Origin of the sequence: Streptomyces cinereospinus (genome assembly GCF_042430725.1) — a bacterium.
In the GTDB taxonomy this organism is placed as follows: Bacteria; Actinomycetota; Actinomycetes; order Streptomycetales; family Streptomycetaceae; genus Streptomyces; species Streptomyces cinereospinus.
Window position 1 is genome coordinate 84,031 of the sequence record NZ_JBHMCY010000014.1, and the last position, 23,918, is coordinate 107,948.

Annotated in this window: 24 protein-coding genes; 22 read left to right on the plus strand and 2 right to left on the minus strand. The window is 72.8% G+C overall.

From position 1 onward, the window contains the following. Positions 1–3 precede the first annotated feature (3 nt). The 3 genes from ACFF45_RS10085 (at position 4) to ftsH (ending at position 6,139) form a co-directional block, all read left to right on the plus strand. Positions 4–2,448 carry a [protein-PII] uridylyltransferase gene (locus ACFF45_RS10085; RefSeq protein WP_381344803.1) on the plus strand — a complete coding sequence of 815 codons (2,445 nt, stop codon included), beginning with the start codon at positions 4–6 and terminating at the stop codon, positions 2,446–2,448. A gap of 82 nt (positions 2,449–2,530) precedes the next feature. Further along, positions 2,531–4,081: a signal recognition particle protein gene (gene ffh / locus ACFF45_RS10090; protein ID WP_381344806.1), complete on the plus strand. Its 1,551-nt coding sequence runs from the start codon at positions 2,531–2,533 to the stop codon at positions 4,079–4,081. A gap of 96 nt (positions 4,082–4,177) precedes the next feature. Continuing rightward, positions 4,178–6,139: an ATP-dependent zinc metalloprotease FtsH gene (gene ftsH / locus ACFF45_RS10095; RefSeq protein ID WP_381344809.1), complete on the plus strand. Its 1,962-nt coding sequence runs from the start codon at positions 4,178–4,180 to the stop codon at positions 6,137–6,139. Positions 6,140–6,205: 66 nt separating this feature from the next. Here the strand turns inward: ftsH and ACFF45_RS10100 are convergent, their stop codons facing one another. Continuing rightward, positions 6,206–7,087 (minus strand): SAM-dependent methyltransferase, encoded by an 882-nt coding sequence (locus ACFF45_RS10100; protein WP_381344812.1) that lies wholly within the window; start codon positions 7,085–7,087, stop codon positions 6,206–6,208. 604 nt (positions 7,088–7,691) lie between these two features. Between ACFF45_RS10100 and ACFF45_RS10105 the strand changes: the two genes are divergently transcribed. The 17 genes from ACFF45_RS10105 (at position 7,692) to ACFF45_RS10185 (ending at position 20,916) form a co-directional block, all read left to right on the plus strand. Further along, positions 7,692–8,288, plus strand: coding sequence for a hypothetical protein (locus ACFF45_RS10105; RefSeq protein ID WP_381344815.1), 597 nt, complete (start codon positions 7,692–7,694; stop codon positions 8,286–8,288). Between the two features lie 276 nt (positions 8,289–8,564). Beyond that, positions 8,565–8,990, plus strand: a complete 426-nt coding sequence (gene rpsP / locus ACFF45_RS10110) for a 30S ribosomal protein S16 (protein WP_381344817.1) — start codon at positions 8,565–8,567, stop codon at positions 8,988–8,990. A 2-nt stretch (positions 8,991–8,992) separates the two neighbouring features. Next, positions 8,993–9,232: an RNA-binding protein gene (locus tag ACFF45_RS10115; RefSeq protein ID WP_381344820.1), complete on the plus strand. Its 240-nt coding sequence runs from the start codon at positions 8,993–8,995 to the stop codon at positions 9,230–9,232. A gap of 84 nt (positions 9,233–9,316) precedes the next feature. Then, positions 9,317–9,859 (plus strand): ribosome maturation factor RimM, encoded by a 543-nt coding sequence (gene rimM / locus ACFF45_RS10120; RefSeq protein ID WP_381344823.1) that lies wholly within the window; start codon positions 9,317–9,319, stop codon positions 9,857–9,859. Then, positions 9,859–10,692, plus strand: a complete 834-nt coding sequence (trmD, locus tag ACFF45_RS10125; RefSeq protein WP_381344825.1) for a tRNA (guanosine(37)-N1)-methyltransferase TrmD — start codon at positions 9,859–9,861, stop codon at positions 10,690–10,692. The genes rimM and trmD overlap by 1 nt, the downstream gene beginning before the upstream one ends. A 136-nt stretch (positions 10,693–10,828) precedes the next feature. Continuing rightward, positions 10,829–11,179: a 50S ribosomal protein L19 gene (rplS, locus tag ACFF45_RS10130; RefSeq protein ID WP_345583563.1), complete on the plus strand. Its 351-nt coding sequence runs from the start codon at positions 10,829–10,831 to the stop codon at positions 11,177–11,179. Positions 11,180–11,224: 45 nt separating this feature from the next. Then, entirely contained in the window at positions 11,225–11,941 is a 717-nt protein-coding gene (gene lepB, locus ACFF45_RS10135) for a signal peptidase I (RefSeq protein WP_381344828.1), read from the plus strand. Next, positions 11,934–13,028, plus strand: coding sequence for a signal peptidase I (gene lepB, locus ACFF45_RS10140; RefSeq protein WP_381344830.1), 1,095 nt, complete (start codon positions 11,934–11,936; stop codon positions 13,026–13,028). Before lepB (ACFF45_RS10135) ends, lepB (ACFF45_RS10140) begins: the two co-directional genes overlap by 8 nt. Next, the gene (gene lepB / locus ACFF45_RS10145; protein WP_381344833.1) at positions 12,916–13,887 is read left to right on the plus strand and encodes a signal peptidase I; all 972 of its coding nucleotides are present in this window, start codon (positions 12,916–12,918) and stop codon (positions 13,885–13,887) included. The genes lepB (ACFF45_RS10140) and lepB (ACFF45_RS10145) overlap by 113 nt, the downstream gene beginning before the upstream one ends. Before the next feature lie 106 nt (positions 13,888–13,993). Next, positions 13,994–14,761 carry a signal peptidase I gene (gene lepB / locus ACFF45_RS10150; protein ID WP_381344835.1) on the plus strand — a complete coding sequence of 256 codons (768 nt, stop codon included), beginning with the start codon at positions 13,994–13,996 and terminating at the stop codon, positions 14,759–14,761. Then, positions 14,751–15,272, plus strand: a complete 522-nt coding sequence (locus ACFF45_RS10155) for an NUDIX hydrolase (RefSeq protein ID WP_381344838.1) — start codon at positions 14,751–14,753, stop codon at positions 15,270–15,272. The genes lepB (ACFF45_RS10150) and ACFF45_RS10155 overlap by 11 nt, the downstream gene beginning before the upstream one ends. Positions 15,273–15,328: 56 nt before the next feature. Further along, a complete protein-coding gene (locus ACFF45_RS10160) occupies positions 15,329–15,637 on the plus strand; it encodes a DUF2469 domain-containing protein (RefSeq protein WP_003993268.1) in 309 nt (102 codons plus the stop codon). A gap of 148 nt (positions 15,638–15,785) precedes the next feature. After that, positions 15,786–16,148 (plus strand): YraN family protein, encoded by a 363-nt coding sequence (locus ACFF45_RS10165; protein ID WP_381344841.1) that lies wholly within the window; start codon positions 15,786–15,788, stop codon positions 16,146–16,148. A 1-nt stretch (position 16,149) separates the two neighbouring features. Next, positions 16,150–17,775, plus strand: a complete 1,626-nt coding sequence (locus ACFF45_RS10170) for a YifB family Mg chelatase-like AAA ATPase (RefSeq protein ID WP_381344844.1) — start codon at positions 16,150–16,152, stop codon at positions 17,773–17,775. A gap of 143 nt (positions 17,776–17,918) precedes the next feature. After that, a complete protein-coding gene (dprA, locus tag ACFF45_RS10175) occupies positions 17,919–19,154 on the plus strand; it encodes a DNA-processing protein DprA (RefSeq protein WP_381344905.1) in 1,236 nt (411 codons plus the stop codon). Positions 19,155–19,424: 270 nt separating this feature from the next. Continuing rightward, the gene (gene whiG, locus ACFF45_RS10180; protein ID WP_381344846.1) at positions 19,425–20,267 is read left to right on the plus strand and encodes an RNA polymerase sigma factor WhiG; all 843 of its coding nucleotides are present in this window, start codon (positions 19,425–19,427) and stop codon (positions 20,265–20,267) included. Positions 20,268–20,361: 94 nt separating this feature from the next. Further along, positions 20,362–20,916 (plus strand): TetR/AcrR family transcriptional regulator, encoded by a 555-nt coding sequence (locus tag ACFF45_RS10185; protein WP_381344908.1) that lies wholly within the window; start codon positions 20,362–20,364, stop codon positions 20,914–20,916. A gap of 205 nt (positions 20,917–21,121) precedes the next feature. Here ACFF45_RS10185 and ACFF45_RS10190 read toward each other — a convergent pair whose 3' ends face one another. Further along, positions 21,122–21,718 carry a M23 family metallopeptidase gene (locus ACFF45_RS10190; RefSeq protein WP_381344848.1) on the minus strand — a complete coding sequence of 199 codons (597 nt, stop codon included), beginning with the start codon at positions 21,716–21,718 and terminating at the stop codon, positions 21,122–21,124. A gap of 272 nt (positions 21,719–21,990) precedes the next feature. Here ACFF45_RS10190 and rpsB point away from each other — a divergent pair, with 272 nt between their 5' ends. Further along, positions 21,991–22,887 carry a 30S ribosomal protein S2 gene (gene rpsB / locus ACFF45_RS10195; RefSeq protein ID WP_381344851.1) on the plus strand — a complete coding sequence of 299 codons (897 nt, stop codon included), beginning with the start codon at positions 21,991–21,993 and terminating at the stop codon, positions 22,885–22,887. A 158-nt stretch (positions 22,888–23,045) separates the two neighbouring features. Further along, positions 23,046–23,882, plus strand: coding sequence for a translation elongation factor Ts (gene tsf / locus ACFF45_RS10200; protein ID WP_381344854.1), 837 nt, complete (start codon positions 23,046–23,048; stop codon positions 23,880–23,882). The last annotated feature ends 36 nt before the right edge of the window (positions 23,883–23,918 follow it).

The following is a 23,918-nucleotide window of genomic DNA, read 5'->3' on the forward strand; positions in this document are numbered from 1 at the left end:
TGGGTGACGAGTACGGGCGTACGTACGGAAGCAGAGGACTCGGGACCCAGCGGCTACGCGGCGGCCCGGCTGCACCTCCTGACCGAGGGGGTGCGGTCCGGGCCGCCGCGCCGTGCCGCGCTGGCCGGGCTGACGGACGACTGGCTGGCGGGGCTGTTCGGCGCGGGGGCCGGAGGACTCCGCGGGGTGGCGCTGGTGGCGGTCGGCGGCTACGGCCGCGGTGAGCTGTCCCCGCGCAGCGACCTGGACCTGCTCCTGCTGCACGACGGCGGCGACGCCGCCGCGATCGCCGCCCTGGCCGACCGCATCTGGTACCCGGTCTGGGACCTGGGCCTGGCCCTGGACCACTCCGTCCGCACCCCCGCCGAGGCCCGCAGGACGGCCGGGGAGGACCTGAAGGTCCAGCTCGGGCTGCTCGACGCCCGGCACATCGCGGGCGACCTCGGCCTGACCGCGGGACTGCGGACGGCGGTCCTCGCCGACTGGCGCAACCAGGCCCCCAGACGCCTCCCGGAACTGCAGGAGCTCTGCGCCGAACGCGCCCGGCGCCAGGGCGAGTTGCAGTACCTGCTGGAACCGGACCTCAAGGAGGCCCGGGGCGGCCTGCGGGACGCCACCGCCCTGCGCGCCGTCGCCGCCTCCTGGCTGGCCGACGCCCCGCGCGAGGGCCTCGACGACGCCCGCCGCCGGCTGCTCGACGTCCGCGACGCCCTGCACCTCGCCACCGGGCGCGCCACCGACCGGCTCGCCCTGCAGGAGCAGGACCAGGTCGCGGCCGAGCTGGGCCTGCTCGACGCCGACACCCTGCTGCGGCAGGTGTACGAGGCGGCCCGGGTCGTCTCCTACGCCAGTGACGTCACCTGGCGGGAAGTGGGGCGCGTGCTGCGCTCGCGGGCCGTGCGGCCCCGGCTGCGGTCCATGCTGGGCGGGGGGAAGCAGGCCGCCGAGCGGTCGCCGCTCGCCGAGGGCGTGGTGGAGCAGGACGGCGAGGTGGTGCTCGCCCGGGCCGCACGCCCCGACCGTGACCCCGTGCTCCCGCTGCGCGCCGCGGCCGCCGCCGCTCAGGCCGGACTGCCGCTCTCCCTGCACGCCGTCCGGCGCATGGCGACCGGCGTGCGCCCCCTGCCCACGCCCTGGCCGGCCGAGGCCCGCGAACAGCTGGTGACGCTGCTGGGCTCCGGCCGCCCGACCGTCGAGGTCTGGGAGGCCCTGGAGGCCGAGGGCCTGATCAGCCGGCTCATCCCGGACTGGGAGCGGGTGCGCTGCCGGCCGCAGCGCAACGCCGTGCACGTCTGGACCGTCGACCGGCACCTCATCGAGACCGCCGTGCGCGCCTCCGAGTTCACCCGCCGGGTCAGCCGCCCCGACCTGCTGCTGGTCGCCGCGCTGCTGCACGACATCGGCAAGGGCTGGCCCGGCGACCACTCGGTGGCCGGCGAGATCATCGCGCGCGACGTGGCGAGCCGGATCGGCTTCGACCGCGCGGACGCGGCCGTCCTCGCCACGCTGGTACGCCACCACCTGCTGCTCATCGAGACCGCCACCCGGCGCGACCTGGACGACCCCGCCACCGTGCGTTCGGTCGCCGAGGCCGTCGGCTCGCAGGGCACGCTGGAACTGCTGCACGCGCTCACCGAGGCCGACGCGCTGGCCACCGGGCCGGCCGCCTGGTCGTCCTGGCGGGGCTCCCTCGTCGCCGACCTGGTGCGGCGGGTCTCGGCCGTGCTCGCCGGGGACGCCCCCGCCGACCCGGAGACCGCCGCGCCCACCGCCGAGCAGGAGCGGCTCGCCATCGAGGCGATCGCCACGGGCAGCCCCGTCCTGGCCCTGCGGGCCCAGACCGAGGCGCCGGCCGAGGAGCCGTCCGGCGAGCCCGAGCCGCTCGGCGTGGAGCTGCTGATCGCCGTACCGGACCAGCCCGGCGTGCTGCCCGCGGTGTCCGGTGTGCTCGCCGTGCACCGCCTGACCGTGCGCACCGCCGAGCTGCGGTCGCTGCGGCTGCCGGACGGTGTGGAGGGCTCGGTGCTGCTGCTGGACTGGCGGGTCGCCGCCGAGTACGGCTCGCTGCCCCAGGCCGCCCGGCTCCGCGCCGACCTGGTGCGCGCGCTGGACGGCACCCTGGACATCGCCGGCCGGCTCGCCGAACGCGACGCCGCCTACCCGCGCCGCCGGGGCGTCGTCGCGCCCCCGCCGCGGGTGACGGTCGCCTCGGCCGGGTCCCGTCGGGCCACGGTGATCGAGGTGCGCGCACAGGACGCGCCGGGGCTGCTCTTCCGGATCGGGCGGGCCCTGGAGGACGCGGCGGTGCGGGTGCGCAGCGCCCATGTGTCGACGCTGGGCGCGAACGCCGTCGACGCGTTCTACGTCACAGGGCCGGAGGGGGCGCCGCTGCCCGCCGACGAGGCCGTGGCGGTGGCGCGGAAGCTGGAGGAGACATTGCGCGGCTGACCCGTGACCCGCTCCGGTGGAGCCGGGATACCCTGGAGGGCGATTCATCCGCCAGCCACCGACCCTGAGGACCGCGAGCGCCGTGTTCGATACTCTCTCCGATCGCCTCTCAGCGACTTTCAAGAACCTGCGCGGCAAGGGACGGCTCTCCGAGGCGGACATCGACGCCACCGCGCGCGAGATCCGCATCGCGCTCCTCGAGGCGGACGTGGCGCTGCCGGTCGTCCGGAGCTTCATCAAGAACGTCAAGGAGCGGGCCCTCGGCGCCGAGGTCTCCCGGGCGCTGAACCCGGCCCAGCAGGTGCTGAAGATCGTCAACGACGAGCTCGTGACGATCCTCGGCGGGGAGACCCGGCGGCTGCGTTTCGCCAAGCAGCCGCCCACGGTGATCATGCTGGCGGGTCTGCAGGGTGCCGGCAAGACCACCCTCGCGGGCAAGCTCGGCCGGTGGCTCAAGGAGCAGGGCCACTCGCCGCTGCTGGTCGCGGCCGACCTCCAGCGACCGAACGCGGTCAACCAGCTGAGCGTCGTCGCCGAGCGGGCCGGGGTCGCCGTCTTCGCGCCGGAGCCGGGCAACGGCGTCGGCGACCCGGTCAAGGTCGCCAAGGACTCCATCGACTTCGCGAAGTCCAAGGTCCACGACATCGTGATCGTGGACACCGCCGGCCGCCTGGGCATCGACCAGGACATGATGCAGCAGGCCGCGGACATCCGGGACGCGGTCTCGCCGGACGAGATCCTGTTCGTGGTCGACGCGATGATCGGCCAGGACGCGGTCAACACCGCCGAGGCCTTCCGCGACGGCGTCGGCTTCGACGGTGTGGTGCTCTCCAAGCTCGACGGCGACGCCCGCGGCGGTGCCGCGCTGTCGATCCGCCAGATCACCGGCAAGCCGATCATGTTCGCGTCGAACGGTGAGAAGCTCGACGACTTCGACGCCTTCCACCCGGACCGGATGGCCTCCCGCATCCTCGACATGGGTGACCTGCTCACCCTGATCGAGCAGGCGGAGAAGACCTTCGACCAGGCCGAAGCCCAGAAGATGGCCGAGAAGCTGGCCTCCAAGAAGGGCCAGGACTTCACCCTCGACGACTTCCTGGCCCAGATGGAGCAGGTCAGGAAGATGGGCTCCATCTCCAAGCTGCTCGGCATGCTGCCCGGCATGGGCCAGATCAAGGACCAGATCCAGAACCTCGACGAGCGGGACGTCGACCGCACCGCCGCCATCATCAAGTCGATGACGCCGGGCGAGCGCCAGGACCCGACGATCATCAACGGCTCGCGCCGCGCCCGTATCGCCCGCGGTTCCGGCGTCGACGTCAGCGCGGTGAAGAACCTGGTCGAGCGGTTCTTCGAGGCACGCAAGATGATGTCCCGCATGGCCCAGGGCGGCGGGATGCCCGGTATGCCCGGCATCCCGGGCATGGGCGGCGGCCCCGGCCGGGCCAAGAAGAAGCCGAAGCAGGCCAAGGGCAAGCAGCGCTCCGGCAACCCGATGAAGCGCAAGCAGCAGGAGCAGGAGGCCGCCGACCGCCGCGCGGCCGCCGCCCAGAGCGGCAACGCCTTCGGGGTGCCGCAGCAGGGCGGGCAGGACTTCGAACTGCCCGACGAGTTCAAGAAGTTCATGGGCTGAGCGAGCCCGATCAGCACGTTCCCGCGGGCGTCCCCGAGCGGTGGGGGGACGCCCGCTGCGCGTGCCGAAGTCAGCCTCCTGCCGTAACGTCCAGGTATGAGCGATGCCGCGCCACCACGCAAGGCTCCCGACCGGCCGTGGCGCACCGAGGGCACCCCGGACGAACCACCCGGGCGGCCCGGCGGCCGACGCCCGCGAGGCCGCTGGTGGGGCCTGCTCCTCACCGCGGTGATCGTGTTCCTGCTGGCCTACGTGGGCCTGAACTACCTGGGCCGGGGCGACGAGCCGACCATCTCGTACACCGAGTTCAGCCGGCAGGTCGACGCCGGCAACGTCGCGCGGATCTACTCCAAGGGCGACGCGATCCAGGGTGAGCTCAGAAGCGCCCGGGACAGCCCCGAGGGCGGCGGCGACTACACCAAGTTCATGACCCAGCGGCCCGCCTTCGCGGACGACGATCTCTGGCAGCAGCTGAGCAGCCGCGACGTCACGGTGACCGCGCAGCCGGTCGTGGTGCAGCGCAGCCTCCTCACCAACCTGCTGATCTCGCTGGCGCCGATCGTGATCATCGTCGCGGTGTGGATCTTCGTCGCCCGGCGGTCCGGCCCGGGCCGGGGCGGTGCGGGCGGGCTGTTCGGGCGCAAGGCGCCGCCCCGACCGGTCGAGCTGACACCGGGCAGGCATCGCACGACCTTCGCCGACGTGGCCGGCATCGACGAGGTCAAGGGCGAGCTGGACGACGTGGTCGACTTCCTGGAGCACCCCGAGGCCTACCGCGAGATGGGCGCGAAGATGCCGCGCGGTGTGCTGCTCGCGGGCTCGCCCGGCACCGGCAAGACCCTGCTGGCGCGTGCGGTGGCGGGCGAGGCGGGCGTGCCGTTCTTCTCCGCCTCCGCCTCGGAGTTCATCGAGATGATCGTCGGTGTCGGCGCCTCCCGGGTCCGGGAACTGTTCGCCGAGGCCCGCAAAGTGGCACCGTCGATCATCTTCATCGACGAGATCGACACCATCGGACGGATGCGCGGTGGCGGCGCGTCGGTCAGCGGCCACGACGAGCGGGAGCAGACGCTGAACCAGATCCTCACCGAGATGGACGGCTTTTCCGGCTCGGAGGGCGTGATCGTCATAGCGGCGACGAACCGCGCCGACATCCTGGACCCCGCACTGACCCGGCCGGGACGCTTCGACCGGGTGGTCAACGTCTCCCCGCCGGACCGGGCCGGACGCGAGGCGATCCTGCGCATCCACACCCGCGAGATCCCGCTCGCCGACGACGTGGACCTGGCCCGGCTGGCCCGCACCACCCCGGGCATGACGGGCGCCGACCTGGCCAACCTCGCCAACGAGGGCGCACTGCTCGCGGTCAAGCGGGGACAGCGGCAGGTGACGGCCGCGGACCTGTCCGAGGCCCTGGAGAAGGTGCACCTGGGAGCGGAACGCACCCTGGTGATGCCCGAGGAGGACCGCCGCCGCACCGCGTACCACGAGAGCGGGCACGCCCTGCTCGGCATGTTGCAGCCGGGCGCCGACCCCGTCCGCAAGATCACCATCGTGCCGCGCGGCCGGGCGCTGGGGGTGACGATGTCGACCCCCGAGGTGGAGCGGTACGCGCACTCGGAGGAGTACCTGCGCGGCCGCATCATCGGCGCCCTGGGCGGCATGGCGGCGGAGGAAGTGGTCTACGGAGTGGTCACCACGGGCGCGGAGAACGACCTGGAACAGGTCACCGCCATCGCCCGCGGGATGGTGGCCCGCTGGGGCATGAGCGAGCGGGTCGGCCGGCTGTCCGCCCTGCCGAGCGACGCCCAGCAGGCGTACGGGCTCTCGGCCGCCCCGCAGACCCTCGACGTGATCGACGCCGAGATGCGCCGGATCGTCGACGCCTGCTACGAGGAGGCCTGCCACAAGCTGCGCGAGCACCGCGGCCGGCTGGACGCGCTGGCGGAGGCGTTGCTGGAGCGGGAGACGCTGGACGAGGCGGACGCCTACCGGGTCGCGGGGATCACGCGCCTGAGCAGCAAGGACGACGTGCAGGCCCAGGGCGTCCGGCCTGATTGACGGGACACCCCCGGGGCCGGCCGGGCTCCCCCGACCGGCGGGCCCCGCGCGCCTCGGGGCGTGTCCTCAGGGGATGCGGGCGATCAGGTAGCGGAAGACGTTCGGCATCCACACCGTGCCGTCCGGCCGCCGGTGCGGATGCAGCGCCTCGGTCAGTTCCTTGTCCACCTGTTCCTGGTCGGTCGCCCCGACCGCCGCGTCGAACAGACCCGTCGACAGCAGCCCCCGCACCGCGCTGTCCACGTCGGCGTACCCGAACGGGCAGGCGACCCGGCCCGAACCGTCCGGCCGGAGCCCCGCCCTCTGGGCGACCACCTCCAGGTCGTCGCGGAGCGCCGGGCGCCACGTGCCGCCGCCGCGCAGCGGATCCTGCGCCAGCTTGGCGGCGACCCGCAGCACCGACGACGTGGCACAGCGCTCCGGCGGCCCCCAGCCGGCCAGCACCACCGGCGCGCCCCGCTCGGCCAGCGGCGCCGCCGCTGCCAGCAGCCCGCCGAGCCCTTCGGCGTCCCCCGCCGGACACCCGACCGGGTCCATGGCGGTGACCAGGGTGTACGCCGCGTCGTGCGGGCCGGCCGCGTCCCGGGGGACGGCGTCGTCCGAAGAGCCCTCGACGAGCCGGGCCTTCGCGGGCGCGCGCGTGCCGGGTGCCGCCGCCGCGGGTCGCAGGCGCTCGCGCGCGAAGGCCAGTCTCTCGGGGGAGGAGGACTCGACACCGGTGACGGCGGCGCCCCGGGCGGCCGCCATCAGCAGGGCGAGTCCCGAACCGCAGCCCAGACCGAGCAGCCGGGTGCCGGCTCCCACGTCCAGTCGCTCGTAGACGGCCTCGTAGAGCGGTACGAGCATCCGCTCCTGGATCTCCGACCAGTCACGCGCGCGTGCCTCCAGGTCCACGCGGGGTGCGGATCCCGCGACAGGCCGGTGCCGGCGCACGAGCGTAGGTGTCATCGAAAGCGCCCCAATCCGCGGAGAGTTGCCGCTGTACTCGTTGCTCGTTGTCGTCGCCCCCGTCGCGTACGCCCACCCGCATCCCCCGTATGCCAGGTAACTCCGAGCCCGCGGCGGCGTCCAGAGGTCGCGGCGGCCTGCTTGTGAGGAGCCCCCGTGCGTGGCGAGAATTCACATTCCGGCAACGCCCCCGTCCCGCCGTCGGACGGAATCTGGCAGTCCGCGGGCGGCTGAGTGGCGTGTTCATGCTGGAGGCGGCGACCCGGTTCCGGCCCGCGGCGGGGCGGTGCCGGACCCCGGGATCCGACCAGGTAGGGTCACGGTCGTGCCGCGCCCAGGGCGCGGTCAGGACGGTCGGTGCCCGGGCTCGGCCGAAACACTTCTTGCGCGCCCGCGGGCCGCGCTCTCCCGCCCCGCGGTCACCCGCCCCGCGCCGGGCCGTACGTCGGGCTACGCACCAGCTTGGTAGGAGCTGGGTGGCTCCTCCGCAGATCAGCGCACCCGCCCTCCTCAGGACGCATCAGCGGCAACTGACGGGTACGTGCAAATTATTTGGGATGCCCCGGAATAGGAACACAGCGGGACTCAGGCTCGTTGTCATTACGTGAGCACGACACCACCTGTTCTCGCCGCAGAGCTGGCGCAGGCGTGGGCCGACATTCAGCGGTACCACTCCGAGCTGCCGGACCTTGCCGCGCCCGAGTCCCTGATCGGGGAGTCGTCGTCCGCCTGCGGGCACGAACTCTCCTTCGAGCGGCTGCTCCATGAGGCAGTCCACGGCATCGCCGCCGCGCGCGGAATCCGCGACACCTCCCGCGCCGGCCGCTACCACAACCGCAGATTCCTCGCGATCGCCGAGGAGCTGGGCCTGGACCACCCCGAGGAGCCGCACCCCAGCAGCGGCTTCTCGCTGGTCACGCTCAACCCCGAGGCGAAGCGGCGCTACCGCCCGACGATGGAGCGCCTCCAGCGCGCCCTGAAGGCGCACACCGCCGCCACCACCGCCGACACCGGCCGCGCCTTCCGCGGTCCGGCCGCCCGCCACGGCTCCTCCGGCGGCGGCGTCCGGGTCAAGGCGGTGTGCGACTGCGGCCGCAACGTACGGGTCGTCCCGTCCGTGCTGGCCCAGGCGCCGATCGTGTGCGGCGGGTGCGGCAAGCCGTTCCGGATCCCCGACGTGGTGGGCGCGGGCGCGAGGTGAGCGCACGGCTGCTCGTGGCAGCCGTGCGGCACCGCGTGCCGCGGGTCGCGCATCCGGCGTCGGTCGCGGGGGCGCCGGGTGCCGCTGCGGCATGCCCCGGCGCACCCTCGGTCGGAAGCGGCCCGCCGGGTGTGGCAGAATGGCCAGTTGTACTCGACAGCCGCACAGGACCCCTCTCTCCTCCGGCTGACGCGTCCGTCGGGCACTCGGGTACCGCAGCCCCACGCGGCCTTCTCGCCGTGCCCAACCACGTCAAATCCAGGAGAACCCACTCCCGTGGCAGTCAAGATCAAGCTGAAGCGTCTGGGCAAGATCCGTTCGCCTCACTACCGCATCGTCGTCGCCGACTCCCGCACCCGCCGTGACGGCCGTGCGATCGAGGAGATCGGCAAGTACCACCCGACGTACCACCCGTCGGTGATCGAGGTCGACGCCGAGCGCGCGGCGTACTGGCTCGGCGTCGGCGCCCAGCCGACCGAGCCCGTGCTCGCCATCCTGAAGAAGACCGGCGACTGGCAGAAGTTCAAGGGCGAGCCCGCCCCGGCGCCGCTGCTGACCGCCGAGCCGAAGAAGGCACGCCCGTCGTTCGAGGCCCTCGGCGGCGACGACGAGGGCAAGGGTGAGGCCATCACCCAGAAGAAGAAGGCCGAGAAGAAGGACGAGGCCCCGGCCGAGTCCGCGGCTGAGTCGACCGAGGCCTGAGCATGCTCGAGGAGGCTCTCGAGCACCTCGTCAAAGGCATCGTCGACAATCCGGACGATGTGCAGGTCGCCTCGCGCAACCTGCGCCGCGGACGTGTGCTGGAGGTCCGGGTCCACCCCGACGACCTCGGCAAGGTGATCGGCCGCAACGGCCGCACCGCACGCGCTCTGCGCACCGTCGTGGGCGCCATCGGCGGCCGCGGCGTCCGCGTCGACCTCGTCGACGCGGACCACGTCCGCTGACGCCAATCGCAGCACCGGCTCGGGCCGGGGAGGGCCACTGGGCCGTCCCCGGCCCGTAGTCGTACGACAGGGAGAACAAGCACAGTGCAGCTCGTAGTCGCACGGATCGGCCGCGCCCACGGCATCAAGGGCGAGGTCACCGTGGAGGTCCGCACCGACGAGCCCGAACTGCGGCTCGCCCCCGGCGCCGTACTCGCCACCGATCCGGCCGCTGCCGGGCCCCTCACCATCGCCGCGGGCCGGGTGCACAGCGGCCGCCTGCTGCTGCGCTTCGAGGGCGTCGGCGACCGCGACGCCGCCCAGGCGCTGCGCAACACCCTCCTGATCGCCGAGATCGACCCGGAGGAACTGCCCGAGGGCGAGGACGAGTACTACGACCACCAGCTGATCGACCTCGACGTCGTCACCGAGGACGGGGTGGCGGTCGGCCGGATCACCGAGATCTCGCACCTGCCCACGCAGGACCTGTTCATCGTGGAGCGCCCGGACGGCAGCGAGGTCATGATCCCGTTCGTGCAGGAGATCGTCACCGGGATCGACCTGGAGGAGCAGCGGGCCGTCATCGACCCGCCGCCCGGGCTGATCGACGACCGCGCTGACATCGCCTCGCCCAGGGACGAGTCCTGATGCGGCTCGACGTCGTCACGATCTTCCCCGAGTACCTCGACCCGCTGAACGTCTCCCTGGTCGGCAAGGCACGCGCGCGCGGGCAGCTGCTGGTGCACGTGCACGATCTGCGCTCCTGGACCCACGACCGCCACAACACGGTCGACGACACGCCCTACGGCGGCGGTCCCGGCATGGTGATGAAGACCGACCCGTGGGGCGACGCCCTCGACTCCGTCCTCGCCGACGGCTACGAGACGGGCGCGCACGGCCCGGCCCTGATCGTCCCCACGCCCAGCGGCCGCCCCTTCACCCAGGAAGTCGCCGTGGAGCTCTCCGAGCGCCCGTGGCTGATCTTCACCCCGGCCCGCTACGAGGGCATCGACCGGCGGGTCGTCGACGAGTACGCGACCCGGATGCCGGTGTACGAGGTGTCCATCGGCGACTACGTCCTGGCCGGCGGCGAGGCGGCCGTCCTGGTCGTCACCGAGGCCGTGGCGCGGCTGCTGCCCGGCGTCCTCGGCAACGCCGAGTCGCACCGCGACGACTCCTTCGCGCCCGGCGCCATGGCCAACCTGCTGGAAGGGCCCGTCTACACCAAGCCGCCCCGGTGGCGGGAGCGCGAGATCCCGGACGTGCTGCTCAGCGGGCACCACGGGAAGATCGCCCGGTGGCGGCGCGACGAGGCGCTGCGGCGCACGACGGCCAACCGTCCCGACCTGATCGAGCGCTGCGATCCCAAGGCCTTCGACAAGAAGGACCGCGAGATGCTCTCCGTCCTGGGCTGGGAACCGGACCCCGCGGGGGAGCCGTACGGCCGATTTTGGCGCAGGACCGGGGGCATGGAAGAATAGGCCGCTGTTGTGCGTCCGTCCGGTTGCGCGCCCCTGCCACAGGGGGAGACGACGTCCGCCCCGACCCGCACGACTCTCGTACCAGAAACCTAGTTTCCGTTGATGACCTGTGGCATCAGCGAAGAAAGCAGACGAAATGTCGCACCTGCTCGACTCCGTCGACTCCGCGTCGCTGCGCAGCGACGTCCCGGCGTTCCGCCCGGGTGACACCGTCAACGTCCACGTCCGTGTCATCGAGGGCAACCGCTCCCGTGTGCAGCAGTTCAAGGGCGTGGTGATCCGCCGCCAGGGCTCCGGCGTGCGCGAGACCTTCACGGTCCGCAAGGTCTCCTTCTCCGTCGGCGTCGAGCGCACCTTCCCGGTGCACACCCCGATCGTGGAGAAGATCGAGCTGGTCACCAAGGGCGACGTCCGCCGCGCCAAGCTGTACTACCTGCGCGAGCTGCGCGGCAAGGCGGCGAAGATCAAGGAGAAGCGCGAGAACTGAGCGCCTCCCGGGGTTCACAGCGGAGCCGGATAGCATCGGGCTCCGATGGACACCGAAGCACAGCCGACGGAGCGCGACCGCTCCTCCCGCCCCTGTGATGCCGAGGAGATCTCGGACACAGCGGGGCCGGAGGGCCGGTCGCGTTCCGCGTTGACGGCGCGGGCCGCCGCGTGGGTCCCGGGCGGGCGGATCACCCTGACCGTGCTGGTCTGCCTGGTCTTCGCGCTGCTGCTCAACACGTTCGTGGTGCAGCCGTTCCGCATTCCGAGCGGATCGATGGAGCCGGCGTTGAGGATCGGCGACCGCGTGCTCGTAAACAAGTTGGCGTACCGTTTCGGTGCTCAGCCGCGGCGCGGGGACGTGGTCGTGTTCGACGGCACCGGAAGCTTCGGTCCCGCCGACTACGTCAAACGGGTCGTGGGTGTGGGCGGGGACCGCGTGGTCTGCTGCGACAGGGAAGGGAGACTCCAGGTGAACGGCCGGTCCGTCGACGAGTCGACGTTCCTGTATCCCGGCGACGGCGCGTCCGCGGTGCCCTTCGACGTGGTCGTGCCCGCGGGCACCCTGTTCGTGCTCGGCGACCACCGCAGCTCCTCCAGCGACTCCCGCGACCACCTCGGCTCACCCGGCGGCGGCATGGTCCCCGTCGACGACGTGATCGGCCGGGCCGCCTGGGTCGTCTGGCCCGCGGGCCACCTCACCGGCCTGGACGGAACCGGCGCCTACGCGCGCGTGCCCGCGGCGGACGGTGCCCATGGGTAACCGCGGCAAGCCACGCGGCACGCCCGCCGGCCCCGCCGAGGACCTGCTGCCCACCGGCACCCGGCGGGCCACCGCCCCGGCCGGTTCCGGGCGCACCCGCGCCGAGCGGCGCAAGCTCCAGCGCAAGGTCAAACGGCGCCGGCGCCGCTCGGCCGTCAAGGAGATACCGCTCCTCGTCGGCGTGGCGGTGCTGATAGCCCTCGTGCTGAAGACGTTCCTGGTCCAGGCGTTCGTGATCCCGTCCGGCTCCATGGAGCAGACGATCCAGATCGGCGACCGGGTCCTGGTGGACAAGCTCACCCCCTGGTTCGGCGCCGAGCCGGAACGCGGCGACGTCGTGGTCTTCAAGGACCCCGGCGGCTGGCTCCAGGACGAGCAGCCCACCCAGCAGAAGGCCGACCCCGTCGTCGTCCGGCAGGCCAAGGAGGCGCTCACCTTCATCGGCCTGCTGCCGTCCGACAACGAGAAGGACCTCATCAAGCGGGTCGTCGGCGTCGGCGGTGACCGGGTGCAGTGCTGCGACGCGCAAGGGCGGGTCACGGTCAACGGCGTGCCGCTGGACGAGGGCTACCTGTACCCGGGCGACAGGCCGTCCGCGGCCGAGTTCGACATCACCGTGCCGCCGGGCAGGCTGTGGGTGATGGGCGACCACCGGTCCAACTCCGCGGACTCCCGCTCCCACCAGGACACCGACTACGGCGGCACCGTCTCCGACGACCAGGTGGTCGGCCGGGCCGTCGTCATCGCCTGGCCGCTGGGCCACTGGTCGACGCTGGACGAACCGGAAACCTACGCTTCCGTCTCCGACTCGGCAGCCGCGTCGACCGCGGCCGCCCGGCCGTCGCATAGGGTTGCCCCCGACGTGACGAACGGAACGATCCGACTCCCGAGCCCTGCGGAACTCCCGCTCGTTATGGGAGTAGTGGGCCTGCGCCGTGCGTGGGGCAGGCGGCGGCACAGAGTAAGGAGTTGGCGTGGGGGATGTGGCGGTTGGCGCACGGTCCGGACACGACGGCGAGGAGCCCCGCGGACACCCCGTGGAAGCGGCCCCTCAGGCCGCGGACAGCGCAGCGAGCTCCGGCGATGAAGGCCTGCGGGCCGAGGACGGCACGGTGACGGACGAGCAGAGTCAGAGCGGGGACGAGGGGCCGTCGGGCTCCGGCGCCCGGCAGCCGGGGAAGCAGCGCTCCTTCTGGAAGGAGCTGCCGATCCTGATCGGCATCGCACTGGTACTGGCGCTGCTGATCAAGACCTTCCTGGTGCAGGCGTTCTCCATCCCCTCCGACTCGATGCAGAACACCCTCCAGGAGGGTGACCGCGTCCTCGTCGACAAGCTCACCCCGTGGTTCGGTTCGGAGCCCGAGCGCGGCGAGGTCGTCGTCTTCCACGACCCCGACAACTGGCTGGCGGGCGAGCCGACGCCGGACCCCAACGCCCTGCAGACGCTGCTCAGCTGGATCGGCCTGATGCCGTCCGCCGAGGAGAAGGACCTCATCAAGCGCGTGATCGGCGTCGGCGGCGACACGGTCGAGTGCAACGGCACCGGCCCGCTGAGGGTGAACGGCAAGGCGCTGGACGAGCCGTACGTCTACCCCGGCAACACGCCGTGCAGCCAGGACGACCAGGGCGGCCAGTTCAAGGTGACGGTCCCCGAGGGCTACCTCTGGGTGATGGGCGACCACCGCCAGAACTCCCGGGACTCGCGGTACAACCAGGGCGACGCCAACAAGGGCATGGTCCCCGTCGGCGAGGTCGTCGGACGCGCCATCGTCAAGGCCTGGCCGATCAACCGCTGGGGCACCCTCCCGGTGTCGGACACCTTCGACCAGCCCGGCCTGAACGACCGGCCGGCCGTGTCGGCGGCCCTCACCGCAGCCCCGAACGCGCTGGCCCTCGCGGGGGTCGTGCCGGTGGCACTGTGGCGCCGCCGCCGGCCGGGCGCCTGACCGCCGTCGCGGGTCCCCGGGGCCCGCGTGAAGTCCTCGTGGAGCTGCCGGACCGGGCGCAGGACAGGGCTGACGGGTCCGGTACCGCCGGGTAGGGTGCGGATCCATGGGCGGTGAGAGCACCACACGTACGGCCCCGCACAGCGGGGGGACGAGCAAGGGCCCGGCGGGCGGCCGGACCGGGCAGCGGTTGTCCGGACTGGCGGTCGCGCTGGGCCTCGTGCTGTTCCTGGTCGGCTTCGGCTGGGCGGCGGTGACCTACCTGCCGTACACCGTGCCCAGCCGCTCCATGACGCCGACGATCGACGCGGGCGACCGGGTGCTGGCCCAGCGGGTCGACGGTGCCGAGGTGCGCCGGGGCGACGTCGTCGTGTTCCAGGACCCCACCTGGGGCGACGCGCCGCTGATCAAGCGGGTGGTGGCCGTCGGCGGCGACCGGGTCGCCTGCTGCCGCGACGGCAGGCTCACCGTCAACGGCACGGAGATCGAGGAACCGTACCTGGCCGAGGGGCAGCAGGCCGCGGGCACGAACTTCGGCGACGTCACCGTGCCCGAGGGGCGGCTGTTCCTGCTCGGTGACGAGCGGCAGGGCTCCCTGGACTCCACCGCCCACCTCACCGACGCCGTGAGCGGCACCGTGGCGCGCGACGCCGTCTCGGGCCGGGTGGACGCCGTCGTCTGGCCCATGAACGGCATGCTGGCCCGCCCCACGGGCTTCGAGACCCTCGGCGCCCTGTCCACGCCGGGACCGCTGCCGGCGATCGGCGCCATGATCGTCGCGGGCGCGGTGCTGGTGCTCGGCGGTGCCGCCTGTGCACCGGTCGCCAGCCGCCTGGGTTCCCGGGCGAGGACGGAGCCCGCCGGTGCCCGCTGAGGCGACGCAGGGGTACGAACTCGCCGGCGACCGCGTGCGCAAGGTGGCCCGGGTGGTGCTGCTCGACCCGGAGGACCGGATCCTGCTCCTGCACGGCCACGAGCCGGACGACCCGGCGGACGACTGGTGGTTCACGCCGGGCGGCGGACTGGAGGGCGAGGAGACCCGTGAGGAGGCCGCGCTGCGGGAACTCGCGGAGGAGACGGGAATCACGGAGGTCCGGCTCGGCCCGGTGCTGTGGCGGCGGAGGTGCTCCTTCCCGTTCGCCGGGCGCCGCTGGGACCAGGACGAGTGGTACTACCTGGCCCGGACCACCCAGACGGCGACGCGGGCCGTCGCCCTCACCGAGCTGGAGCGACGCAGTGTCGTGGGAGCCCGGTGGTGGACCTGTGAGGAACTGGCCCTGGCTCGTGAGACGGTGTATCCGACCAGACTCGCCGGGCTGCTGCGCAGGCTGCTCGACGAAGGTCCCCCCGCCAGGCCCGAGACCCTTGACACGGAAATCGTCTAGGGGCCCACGGGACTGGCGCACAATGGTGGGATCGCACGGCTGAAGGGGAACATGCCATGAGCGCCGAGGACCTCGAGAAGTACGAGACCGAGATGGAGCTGAAGCTCTACCGGGAGTACCGCGATGTCGTCGGTCTGTTCAAATACGTGATCGAGACCGAGCGCCGCTTCTACCTGACCAATGACTACGAGATGCAGGTGCACTCGGTTCAGGGTGAGGTGTTCTTCGAGGTGTCGATGGCGGACGCCTGGGTGTGGGACATGTACCGGCCGGCCCGTTTCGTGAAGCAGGTACGTGTCCTGACGTTCAAGGACGTGAACATCGAGGAGCTGAACAAGAGCGACCTCGAACTGCCGAGCGGGTGATGACGCCGCGCGTGGGCCGGATGCCGCACGCCGGGCCGGGCCTATCACTCGTGTGGGTGGCGGAGTTGTCCACAACCGCTGAGTAGCACACCAAGATCCACTCAAGGGTGGGCGATGCGTGACCGTGGGCACCGGAGGAGGTGCCGACATGAACGCACGAGACGCACTCGGCAGGTACGGCGAGGAACTGGCCGCCCGACGGCTGGCGGCGGCCGGTATGACGGTGCTGGCGCGCAACTGGCGCTGCGGCAGGACCGGTGAGATCGACATCGTGGCGCGGGACGGGGACGTCCTGGTCGTCTGCGAGGTGAAGACACGCCGGGCGGGCCGGTTCCAGCATCCGATGGCCGCGGTGCGGCAGGAGAAGGCCGAGCGCCTGCGCGGGCTCGCCGAACGCTGGATCCACGCCCACGGCGGGGCACCACCGGGAGGCGTCCGCATCGACCTGGTCGGCGTCGTCCTGCCCGAGCGGGGCGCGCCCGTGGTCGAGCACGCGCGGGGGGTGGCCTGAGATGGGCTTCGCGCGTACGTGCTCCGTCGCCCTGGTCGGGGTCGAGGGCGTGGTGGTGGAGGTCCAGGCCGACCTGGAACCGGGCGTCGCCGCGTTCACGCTGGTGGGGCTGCCGGACAAGAGTCTGACCGAGAGCCGGGACCGGGTCCGGGCGGCCGTGGTGAACTCGGGCACCGCCTGGCCCCAGAAGAAGCTCACCGTCGGGCTCAGCCCGGCGTCCGTGCCGAAGGCCGGCAGCGGCTTCGACCTGGCCGTCGCCTGCGCGGTGCTGGGGGCCGGCGAGCGGATCGACCCCCGGGTGCTCGCCGACATCGTGATGATCGGGGAACTCGGCCTGGACGGACGGGTGCGGCCGGTGCGCGGCATCCTGCCGGCGGTGCTGGCGGCGGCCGACGCCGGTTACGAGCAGGTGGTGGTGCCCGAGTGCGCGGCCGCCGAGGCGACGCTGGTCCCGGGCGTGTCGGTACTGGGCGTCCGCAGCCTGCGTCAGCTGATCGCCGTCCTGGCGGACGAGGCCGTGCCGGAGGAGGAGCCCGACGCGCCCGGACGCCCGGATCCGCTGCTGGCGGGGCTGCGGATGCCCGGCGCCGGTTCGGCCGCGGGCATGCACACCGTCGGAGCCGCCCAGCACGACCACGGGCACGACCTGGCCGATGTCGTGGGCCAGCTCTCGGCGCGCACGGCGGTGGAGATCGCCGCGGCCGGCGGTCATCACCTGTTCCTGGAGGGCCCGCCCGGCGCGGGCAAGACGATGCTCGCGGAGCGGCTGCCGGGCATCCTGCCCCGGCTCACCCGGCAGGAGTCGCTGGAGGTCACGGCGGTGCACTCGGTGGCCGGGCTGCTGCCGGCCGGCAAGCCCCTGATCGACACCGCCCCCTACTGCGCCCCGCACCACTCGGCCACCATGCAGGCGCTCGTCGGCGGCGGCGCCGGCATCGCCCGGCCGGGCGCCGTGTCGCTCGCGCACCGGGGGGTGCTGTTCCTCGACGAGACGCCGGAGTTCGGCAGCCAGGCCCTCGACGCCCTGCGGCAGCCCCTGGAGGCGGGGCACGTCGTGATCGCCCGCAGCACGGGGGTGGTGCGGTTCCCGGCGAGGTTCCTGATGGCGCTGGCCGCCAACCCCTGCCCGTGCGGGCGGTTCTCCCAGCGGGACGACGTGTGCGAGTGCCCGCCCTCGGTGATCCGCCGGTACCAGGCCCGGCTCTCGGGACCGCTGCTGGACCGGGTCGACCTGCGGGTCGAGGTGGACCGGGTCACGCGGGCCGAGCTGACCGACCGCGGGGCGCGCGGCGAGTCCACCGCGGCCGTCGCCGAACGGGTCCGCGCGGCCCGGGAGCGGGCGGCCGCCCGTCTCGCGGGCACACCGTGGCGGACCAACAGCGAGGTGCCCGGCCGGGAACTGCGCGGCCGCTGGTACGCCGCGGCCGGTGCGATGGACGAGGCCGAGCGCGGCCTGGAGCGGGGTGTGCTCACGGCGCGCGGTCTCGACCGGGTGCTGCGGGTCGCCTGGACCGTGGCCGACCTCACCGGCCACGACCGGCCCGACGCCACCGACGTCGCCCTGGCGCTGCAACTGCGCACCGGCGTCCCACGGGGGGTGCCCATGGCCATCGGGGCGCTGACATGACCGGTGCTGAGGTGAGTGGCGCAGGTGTGACCGGTGCGGGGGTGACCGGCGTTGACCTGAGCGGCACTGAGATGACCGGTGCTGAGGGGACCGGCGCTGACGTGAGCAGCACTCAGGTGACCGCAGCTGCTGTGAGCGCTGACGTGAGCCGCGCCGGTGTGACCGGCTCCGCCCCGACCGGCTCCGCCCCGACCGGTGCGGCCCTGACCGGTGCCGGCCTCACCGGTGCCGGTGGTCCGGACGGTGAGCTGCTCGGGCGGGTCTTCCTCACCCGGGTGCTGGAGCCCGGGGACGGGACCGCCGGGCGGTGGGTGCGGGAGTGGGGGGTCGGCGAGATGGTGCGGCGGTTGCGCGGCGGCGGGACGGCACCGGCGGGGGTGAGCGGGCAGCGGTGGGCCGGGCTGCTGGCGCGGGCCCGCCAGGCCGAGCCGGAGCGGGATCTGGAGGTGGCGCGGGCGGCCGGGGCGCGGTTCGTGTGCCCGGGGGACGCGGAGTGGCCCGGGCAGCTCGACGGCCTCGGGGACGGCCGGCCGCTGGGGCTCTGGGTGCGGGGGCGGGCCGGCCTGCGGATGTGGGCGCTCCGGTCCGTCGCCGTCGTGGGGGCCCGGGCCTGCACCGAGTACGGCGCCCACATGGCCGTCACCCTCGCCGCCGGGCTCGCCGAGCGCGGCTGGGTGGTCGTCTCCGGCGGCGCCTACGGCATCGACGGCGCCGCCCACCGCGGAGCCCTCGGCGCCGGCGGTGCCACCGTCGCCGTCCTGGCCTGCGGTGTCGACCGGCCCTATCCCCGGGGGCACACCCAGCTGATCAACAGGATCGCGGAGCAGGGCCTGGTGGTGGGCGAGCTGCCACCGGGGGACCATCCGACGCCCAGCCGGTTCATCGTGCGCAACCGGGTGATCGCCGCGCTGACCAGGGGGACCGTGGTCGTCGAGGCGGCCCTGCGCAGCGGTTCGCTCGTGACCGCGCGGGCGGCGCAGCGGCTGGGGCGGCACACCATGGGCGTGCCCGGGCCGGCCACCAGCGCGCAGTCCGCCGGGGTGCACGAGCTGCTGCGCGGGGAGGCGACGCTGGTCACCGACGCGGCCGAGGTGGTCGAGCTGGTCGGCGACATGGGCGACCTGGCCCCCGTCCGGCGCGGACCGGTGCTGCCGCGCGACCTGCTGGCGCCCGGCGCCCGGCAGGTCCTGGCCGCGCTGCCCGGGCGCGAGTGCGCCACCGCACGGGAGATCGCGCGGGGCGTGCCGACGACCGAGGACGACGCGATCGCGAGGCTGTACGAACTCGGAGCACTTGGCTACGTCGAACGACACGGCGACGGCTGGAAGTTGACACGCCAGGCGATGACGTCCGTTCGCGGTGGACGGGATGTGTGTTGACCGAGCGTGTTCGGCCGTCCGGGGGAATCCCGATGTCCTTGGGAAATCCGGCAGTTGGCGAGCCGTGACGGTCACACTGAGCGACCGCGATGCCCCGGTGGAGCGCCGTGTGGAACGTTTCTGCGCACGGTGTCCGCCCCGTCCTTCGCACGCTGCGACTCGTCAGTCACGCTACGCTCACGAGGATCCCGACACAGACCGCCAACTCGACACCGAAGCGACAGCTCACCCACGTACCACCCTTCACGGCAGAACGGCACAAGGCGACGAATGCCCCAGCACACCTCCGGGTCCGACCGGGCGGCGATCCCCCCAGCCGCCCGCGACGGTGGCAGCGATCGGCCGCCCGCTCCCTCGACGCTCGACGAGCTGTGGCGGTCGTACAAGGAAACGGGGGACGAGCGGCTGCGGGAGCAGCTGATTCTGCACTACTCGCCGCTGGTGAAGTACGTGGCCGGGCGGGTGAGCGTGGGGCTGCCGCCCAACGTCGAGCAGGCGGACTTCGTGTCCTCCGGGGTGTTCGGGCTGATCGACGCGATCGAGAAGTTCGACATCGACCGGGAGATCAAGTTCGAGACGTACGCGATCACGCGGATCCGGGGTGCGATGATCGACGAGCTGCGGGCACTGGACTGGATCCCGCGGTCGGTGCGGCAGAAGGCGCGCAACGTGGAGCGGGCGTACGCGACGCTGGAGGCGCGGCTGCGGCGGACGCCGAGCGAGCCGGAGGTGGCCGCCGAGCTGGGCATCCCGGTGGACGAACTGCATGCTGTTTTCAGCCAGTTGTCGTTGGCCAACGTGGTGGCGCTGGAGGAACTGCTGCACGTCGGGGGCGAGGGCGGCGACCGGCTGAGCCTGATGGACACGCTGGAGGACACCGCCGCGGACGATCCGGTGGAGGTGGTCGAGGACCGGGAGCTGCGGCGGTTCCTGGCGCGGGCGATCAACACGCTGCCCGAGCGGGAGAAGACCGTGGTCACGCTGTACTACTACGAGGGGCTCACGCTCGCCGAGATCGGCAACGTGCTGGGGGTGACCGAGAGCCGGGTGAGCCAGATCCACACCAAGTCCGTGCTCCAGTTGCGGGCGAAACTGGCCGGCTTCGGTCGTTGACCTGGCCGGACGTCGACGGGGCGGTGTGCTGCACTCCCGTTGGGGGTGGCGCGTCCGTAAAGTGGTCGGCGTGCCTAGGATTCGAGCGGCCTCCGTGGCCGAGCACCGGTCGATGCAGCGAGCCGCCCTGCTGGACGCGGCTCGTTCCCTGCTGTCCGAGGGCGGGACGGAGGCGCTGACCTTCCCGGCCCTCGCCGAGCGGACGGGTCTCGCCCGGTCGTCCGTCTACGAGTACTTCCGGTCCCGGGCCGCCGTGGTCGAGGAGCTGTGCGAGGTCGACTTCCCGCTGTGGGCGGCCGAGGTCGAGGCGGCGATGGCCGCGGTGGACGGGGCGGGGGCCAAGGTCGAGGCGTATGTGCGGGCCCAGCTCGTGCTGGTGGGGGACCGGCGGCACCGGGCGGTCGTGGCGATCTCCGCGAGTGAGCTGGACGCCGGCGCCCGGGAGAAGATCCGGGCGGCCCACGGCGGGCTGGTGGCGATGATCGTCGAGGCGCTGCGCGAGATGGGGCACGCCGAGCCCCGGCTGGCGGCGATGCTCGTGCAGGGGGTCGTGGACTCGGCCGTGCGGCGGATCGAGCTCGGGGCGGAGGAGCCGGCGGTGGTGGCTGAGGCCGCGGTGGCGATGGTGCTGCGGGGGGTGCGCGGCTGAGGCCGCGGTGGTGATGGTGCTGCGGTGTGTGTGGCTGTGGCCGCGGTGGTGATGATGCTGTGGTGTGTGTGGCTGTGGCCGCGGTGGTGATGGTGCTGCGGGGGTGCGCGGCTGAGGCCGGGCGGGGCGGGCCGCGCGGGTCCGACGCCGCCGGGGTGCAGCCCGCAGGCACCCGGCACCCACGGTTCCGCACTCGTCAGGTCGGTCAGGCCGGGAGCGGTACCCCCAGGACCGGCAGCAGGCGGGACGGGCCGGTGCGCAGCAGTCGCGGGGGCAGCAGGGACAGCGGGTCCAGATAGGTGCCGGCGCGGCGCAGGCCCCAGTGGAGGCAGGGGGCCGTGCAGTGGGAGCCGCCCGGTTCCACATGGCCGATCACCTGTCCGGCCGCCACCTCGTCGCCCGCGCGCACCGCGGCCCGCACCGGCTCGTACGTCGTCCGCAGCGGTGGGGTGCCCGTCCCCGTCAGCTCCACCGACACCACGCCCTTTCCGGCCACCCGTCCGGCGTACGAGACCCGGCCGGACGCGACGGCCCGGACGGGGGTTCCGGACGGGGCCGCCAGGTCGACGCCCCGGTGGCCGCGGCCGTAGCGCGTGGCCGGGGGCTGCCAGCCCCGCAGGACCGGCGGACGGGTGCCCACGGGCCAGGCGCGGCCGATCACCGGCACCGGGAGGTCCGGCCCCCACGGGGCAGGGGCAGGGACGGGGACAGGGCCCGCCGCGTCGGCCGCCGGGGCCGGGGCGGCCGCCGCCAGGGCCAGCAGCAGCGCCCCCGTCGCTCGTGCGCATCGCTTCGCTCGCATGCGTCGAACCGTGCCCTGCCAGCCGTGATCCGGCCCGGGCCTGTGGACGACCGCCGGGTTGTGGACAGCGGCGTCACCCCGGGGGTCGACGGTCCCGTACACTTCTCGTGGCGATCCGGGTCACCGGGTCGACTTCGCACGCCCCGATACCAGGGCCGGCAACGGTCTGGATCAGCGCCCCTCGGTCCCTTAGCGGCACGGCGCAGGTGGGCGTCAGGCGCGGGAGCCGGCCGGCCCCCGCGGCACAACCGAGAAACACGAGGAGTACGGCCATGGCCGTCGTCACGATGCGGGAGCTGCTGGAGAGCGGCGTCCACTTCGGTCACCAGACCCGTCGCTGGAACCCGAAGATGAAGCGCTTCATCTTCACCGAGCGCAACGGTATCTACATCATCGACCTGCTCCAGTCGCTGTCGTACATCGACCGCGCCTACGAGTTCGTCAAGGAGACCGTCGCCCACGGCGGCACGGTCATGTTCGTCGGTACGAAGAAGCAGGCGCAGGAGGCCATCGCCGAGCAGGCCACCCGCGTCGGCATGCCCTACGTCAATCAGCGCTGGCTGGGCGGCATGCTCACCAACTTCTCGACCGTCTACAAGCGTCTGCAGCGCCTCAAGGAGCTCGAGCAGATCGACTTCGAGGACGTCGCCTCCTCCGGTCTGACCAAGAAGGAGCTTCTCGTGCTCTCGCGCGAGAAGGCCAAGCTGGAGAAGACCCTCGGTGGTATCCGCGAGATGCAGAAGGTGCCCAGCGCCGTCTGGATCGTGGACACCAAGAAGGAGCACATCGCGGTCGGCGAGGCCCGGAAGCTGAACATCCCGGTCGTCGCCATCCTCGACACCAACTGCGACCCCGACGAGGTCGACTACAAGATCCCGGGCAACGACGACGCGATCCGCTCCGTCACCCTGCTCACCCGCGTGATCGCCGACGCCGTCGCCGAGGGCCTGATCGCCCGCTCCGGTGGTGCCGGTGAGGGCAAGGGCGAGAAGACCGAGGGCGAGCCGCTCGCCGAGTGGGAGCGCGACCTGCTCGAGGGTGAGAAGAAGGCCGACGAGGCTCCGGCCGCCGAGGCTCCGGCCGCGGAGGCTCCGGCCGCGGAGGCCGCTCCCGCCGAGGGCGAGCAGGCCGCCGAGGGTGAGCAGGCCGCCGAGGGCGAGCAGGCCTGACCGTCCCGTCAGCGTTGACGGCGGGAGCGGTGACATGAAGACCGCTCCCGCCGTTCACCCGTAGGTCAGCGGCGTGTCGTAGATCTGCAGAGGCATGCGGATCCACAAAACCCCGCAGATCTTCGACCTTCCAGACTTCGAGAAAGATTCACAGACTCATGGCGAACTACACCGCCGCCGACGTCAAGAAGCTCCGTGAGCTCACCGGCGCCGGCATGATGGACTGCAAGAAGGCGCTGGACGAGGCCGAGGGCAACGTCGAGAAGGCCGTCGAGGCGCTGCGCATCAAGGGCCAGAAGGGCGTCGCCAAGCGTGAGGGCCGCTCCGCCGAGAACGGCGCCGTGGTCTCCATCATCGCCGACGACAACTCCTCCGGCGTCCTGGTCGAGCTGAAGTGCGAGACGGACTTCGTCGCCAAGGGCGACAAGTTCCAGGCCGCGGCCCAGGCCATCGCCGAGCACGTCGCCAAGACCTCCCCGGCCGACCTCGACGCCCTGCTCGCCTCCGAGATCGAGGCCGGCAAGACCGTCCAGGCGTTCGTGGACGAGGCCAACGCCAACCTCGGCGAGAAGATCGTCCTGGACCGCTTCGCGCAGTTCTCGGACGGCTTCGTGCTCGCCTACATGCACCGCACGATGCCCGACCTGCCGCCGCAGATCGGTGTCCTCGTCGAGTTCGACAAGCCGAACGCCGAGATCGCCAAGGGCGTCGCGCAGCACATCGCCGCCTTCGCACCGAAGTACCTCTCCAAGGACGAGGTGCCGGCCGAGGTCGTCGAGACCGAGCGCCGCATCGCCGAGGAGACCACCCGCGCCGAGGGCAAGCCCGAGGCCGCGATCGCCAAGATCGTCGAGGGTCGCCTGAACGGCTTCTTCAAGGACGCCACGCTGCTCGGCCAGCCGTACGCGCTCGACAACAAGAAGTCGGTCCAGAAGGTCCTGGACGAGGCCGGTGTCACCCTGAAGCGCTTCACGCGCATCAAGGTCGGCATCTGAGTCCGTACCGCGATCGAACGCGCGGCCCAGGGCGGA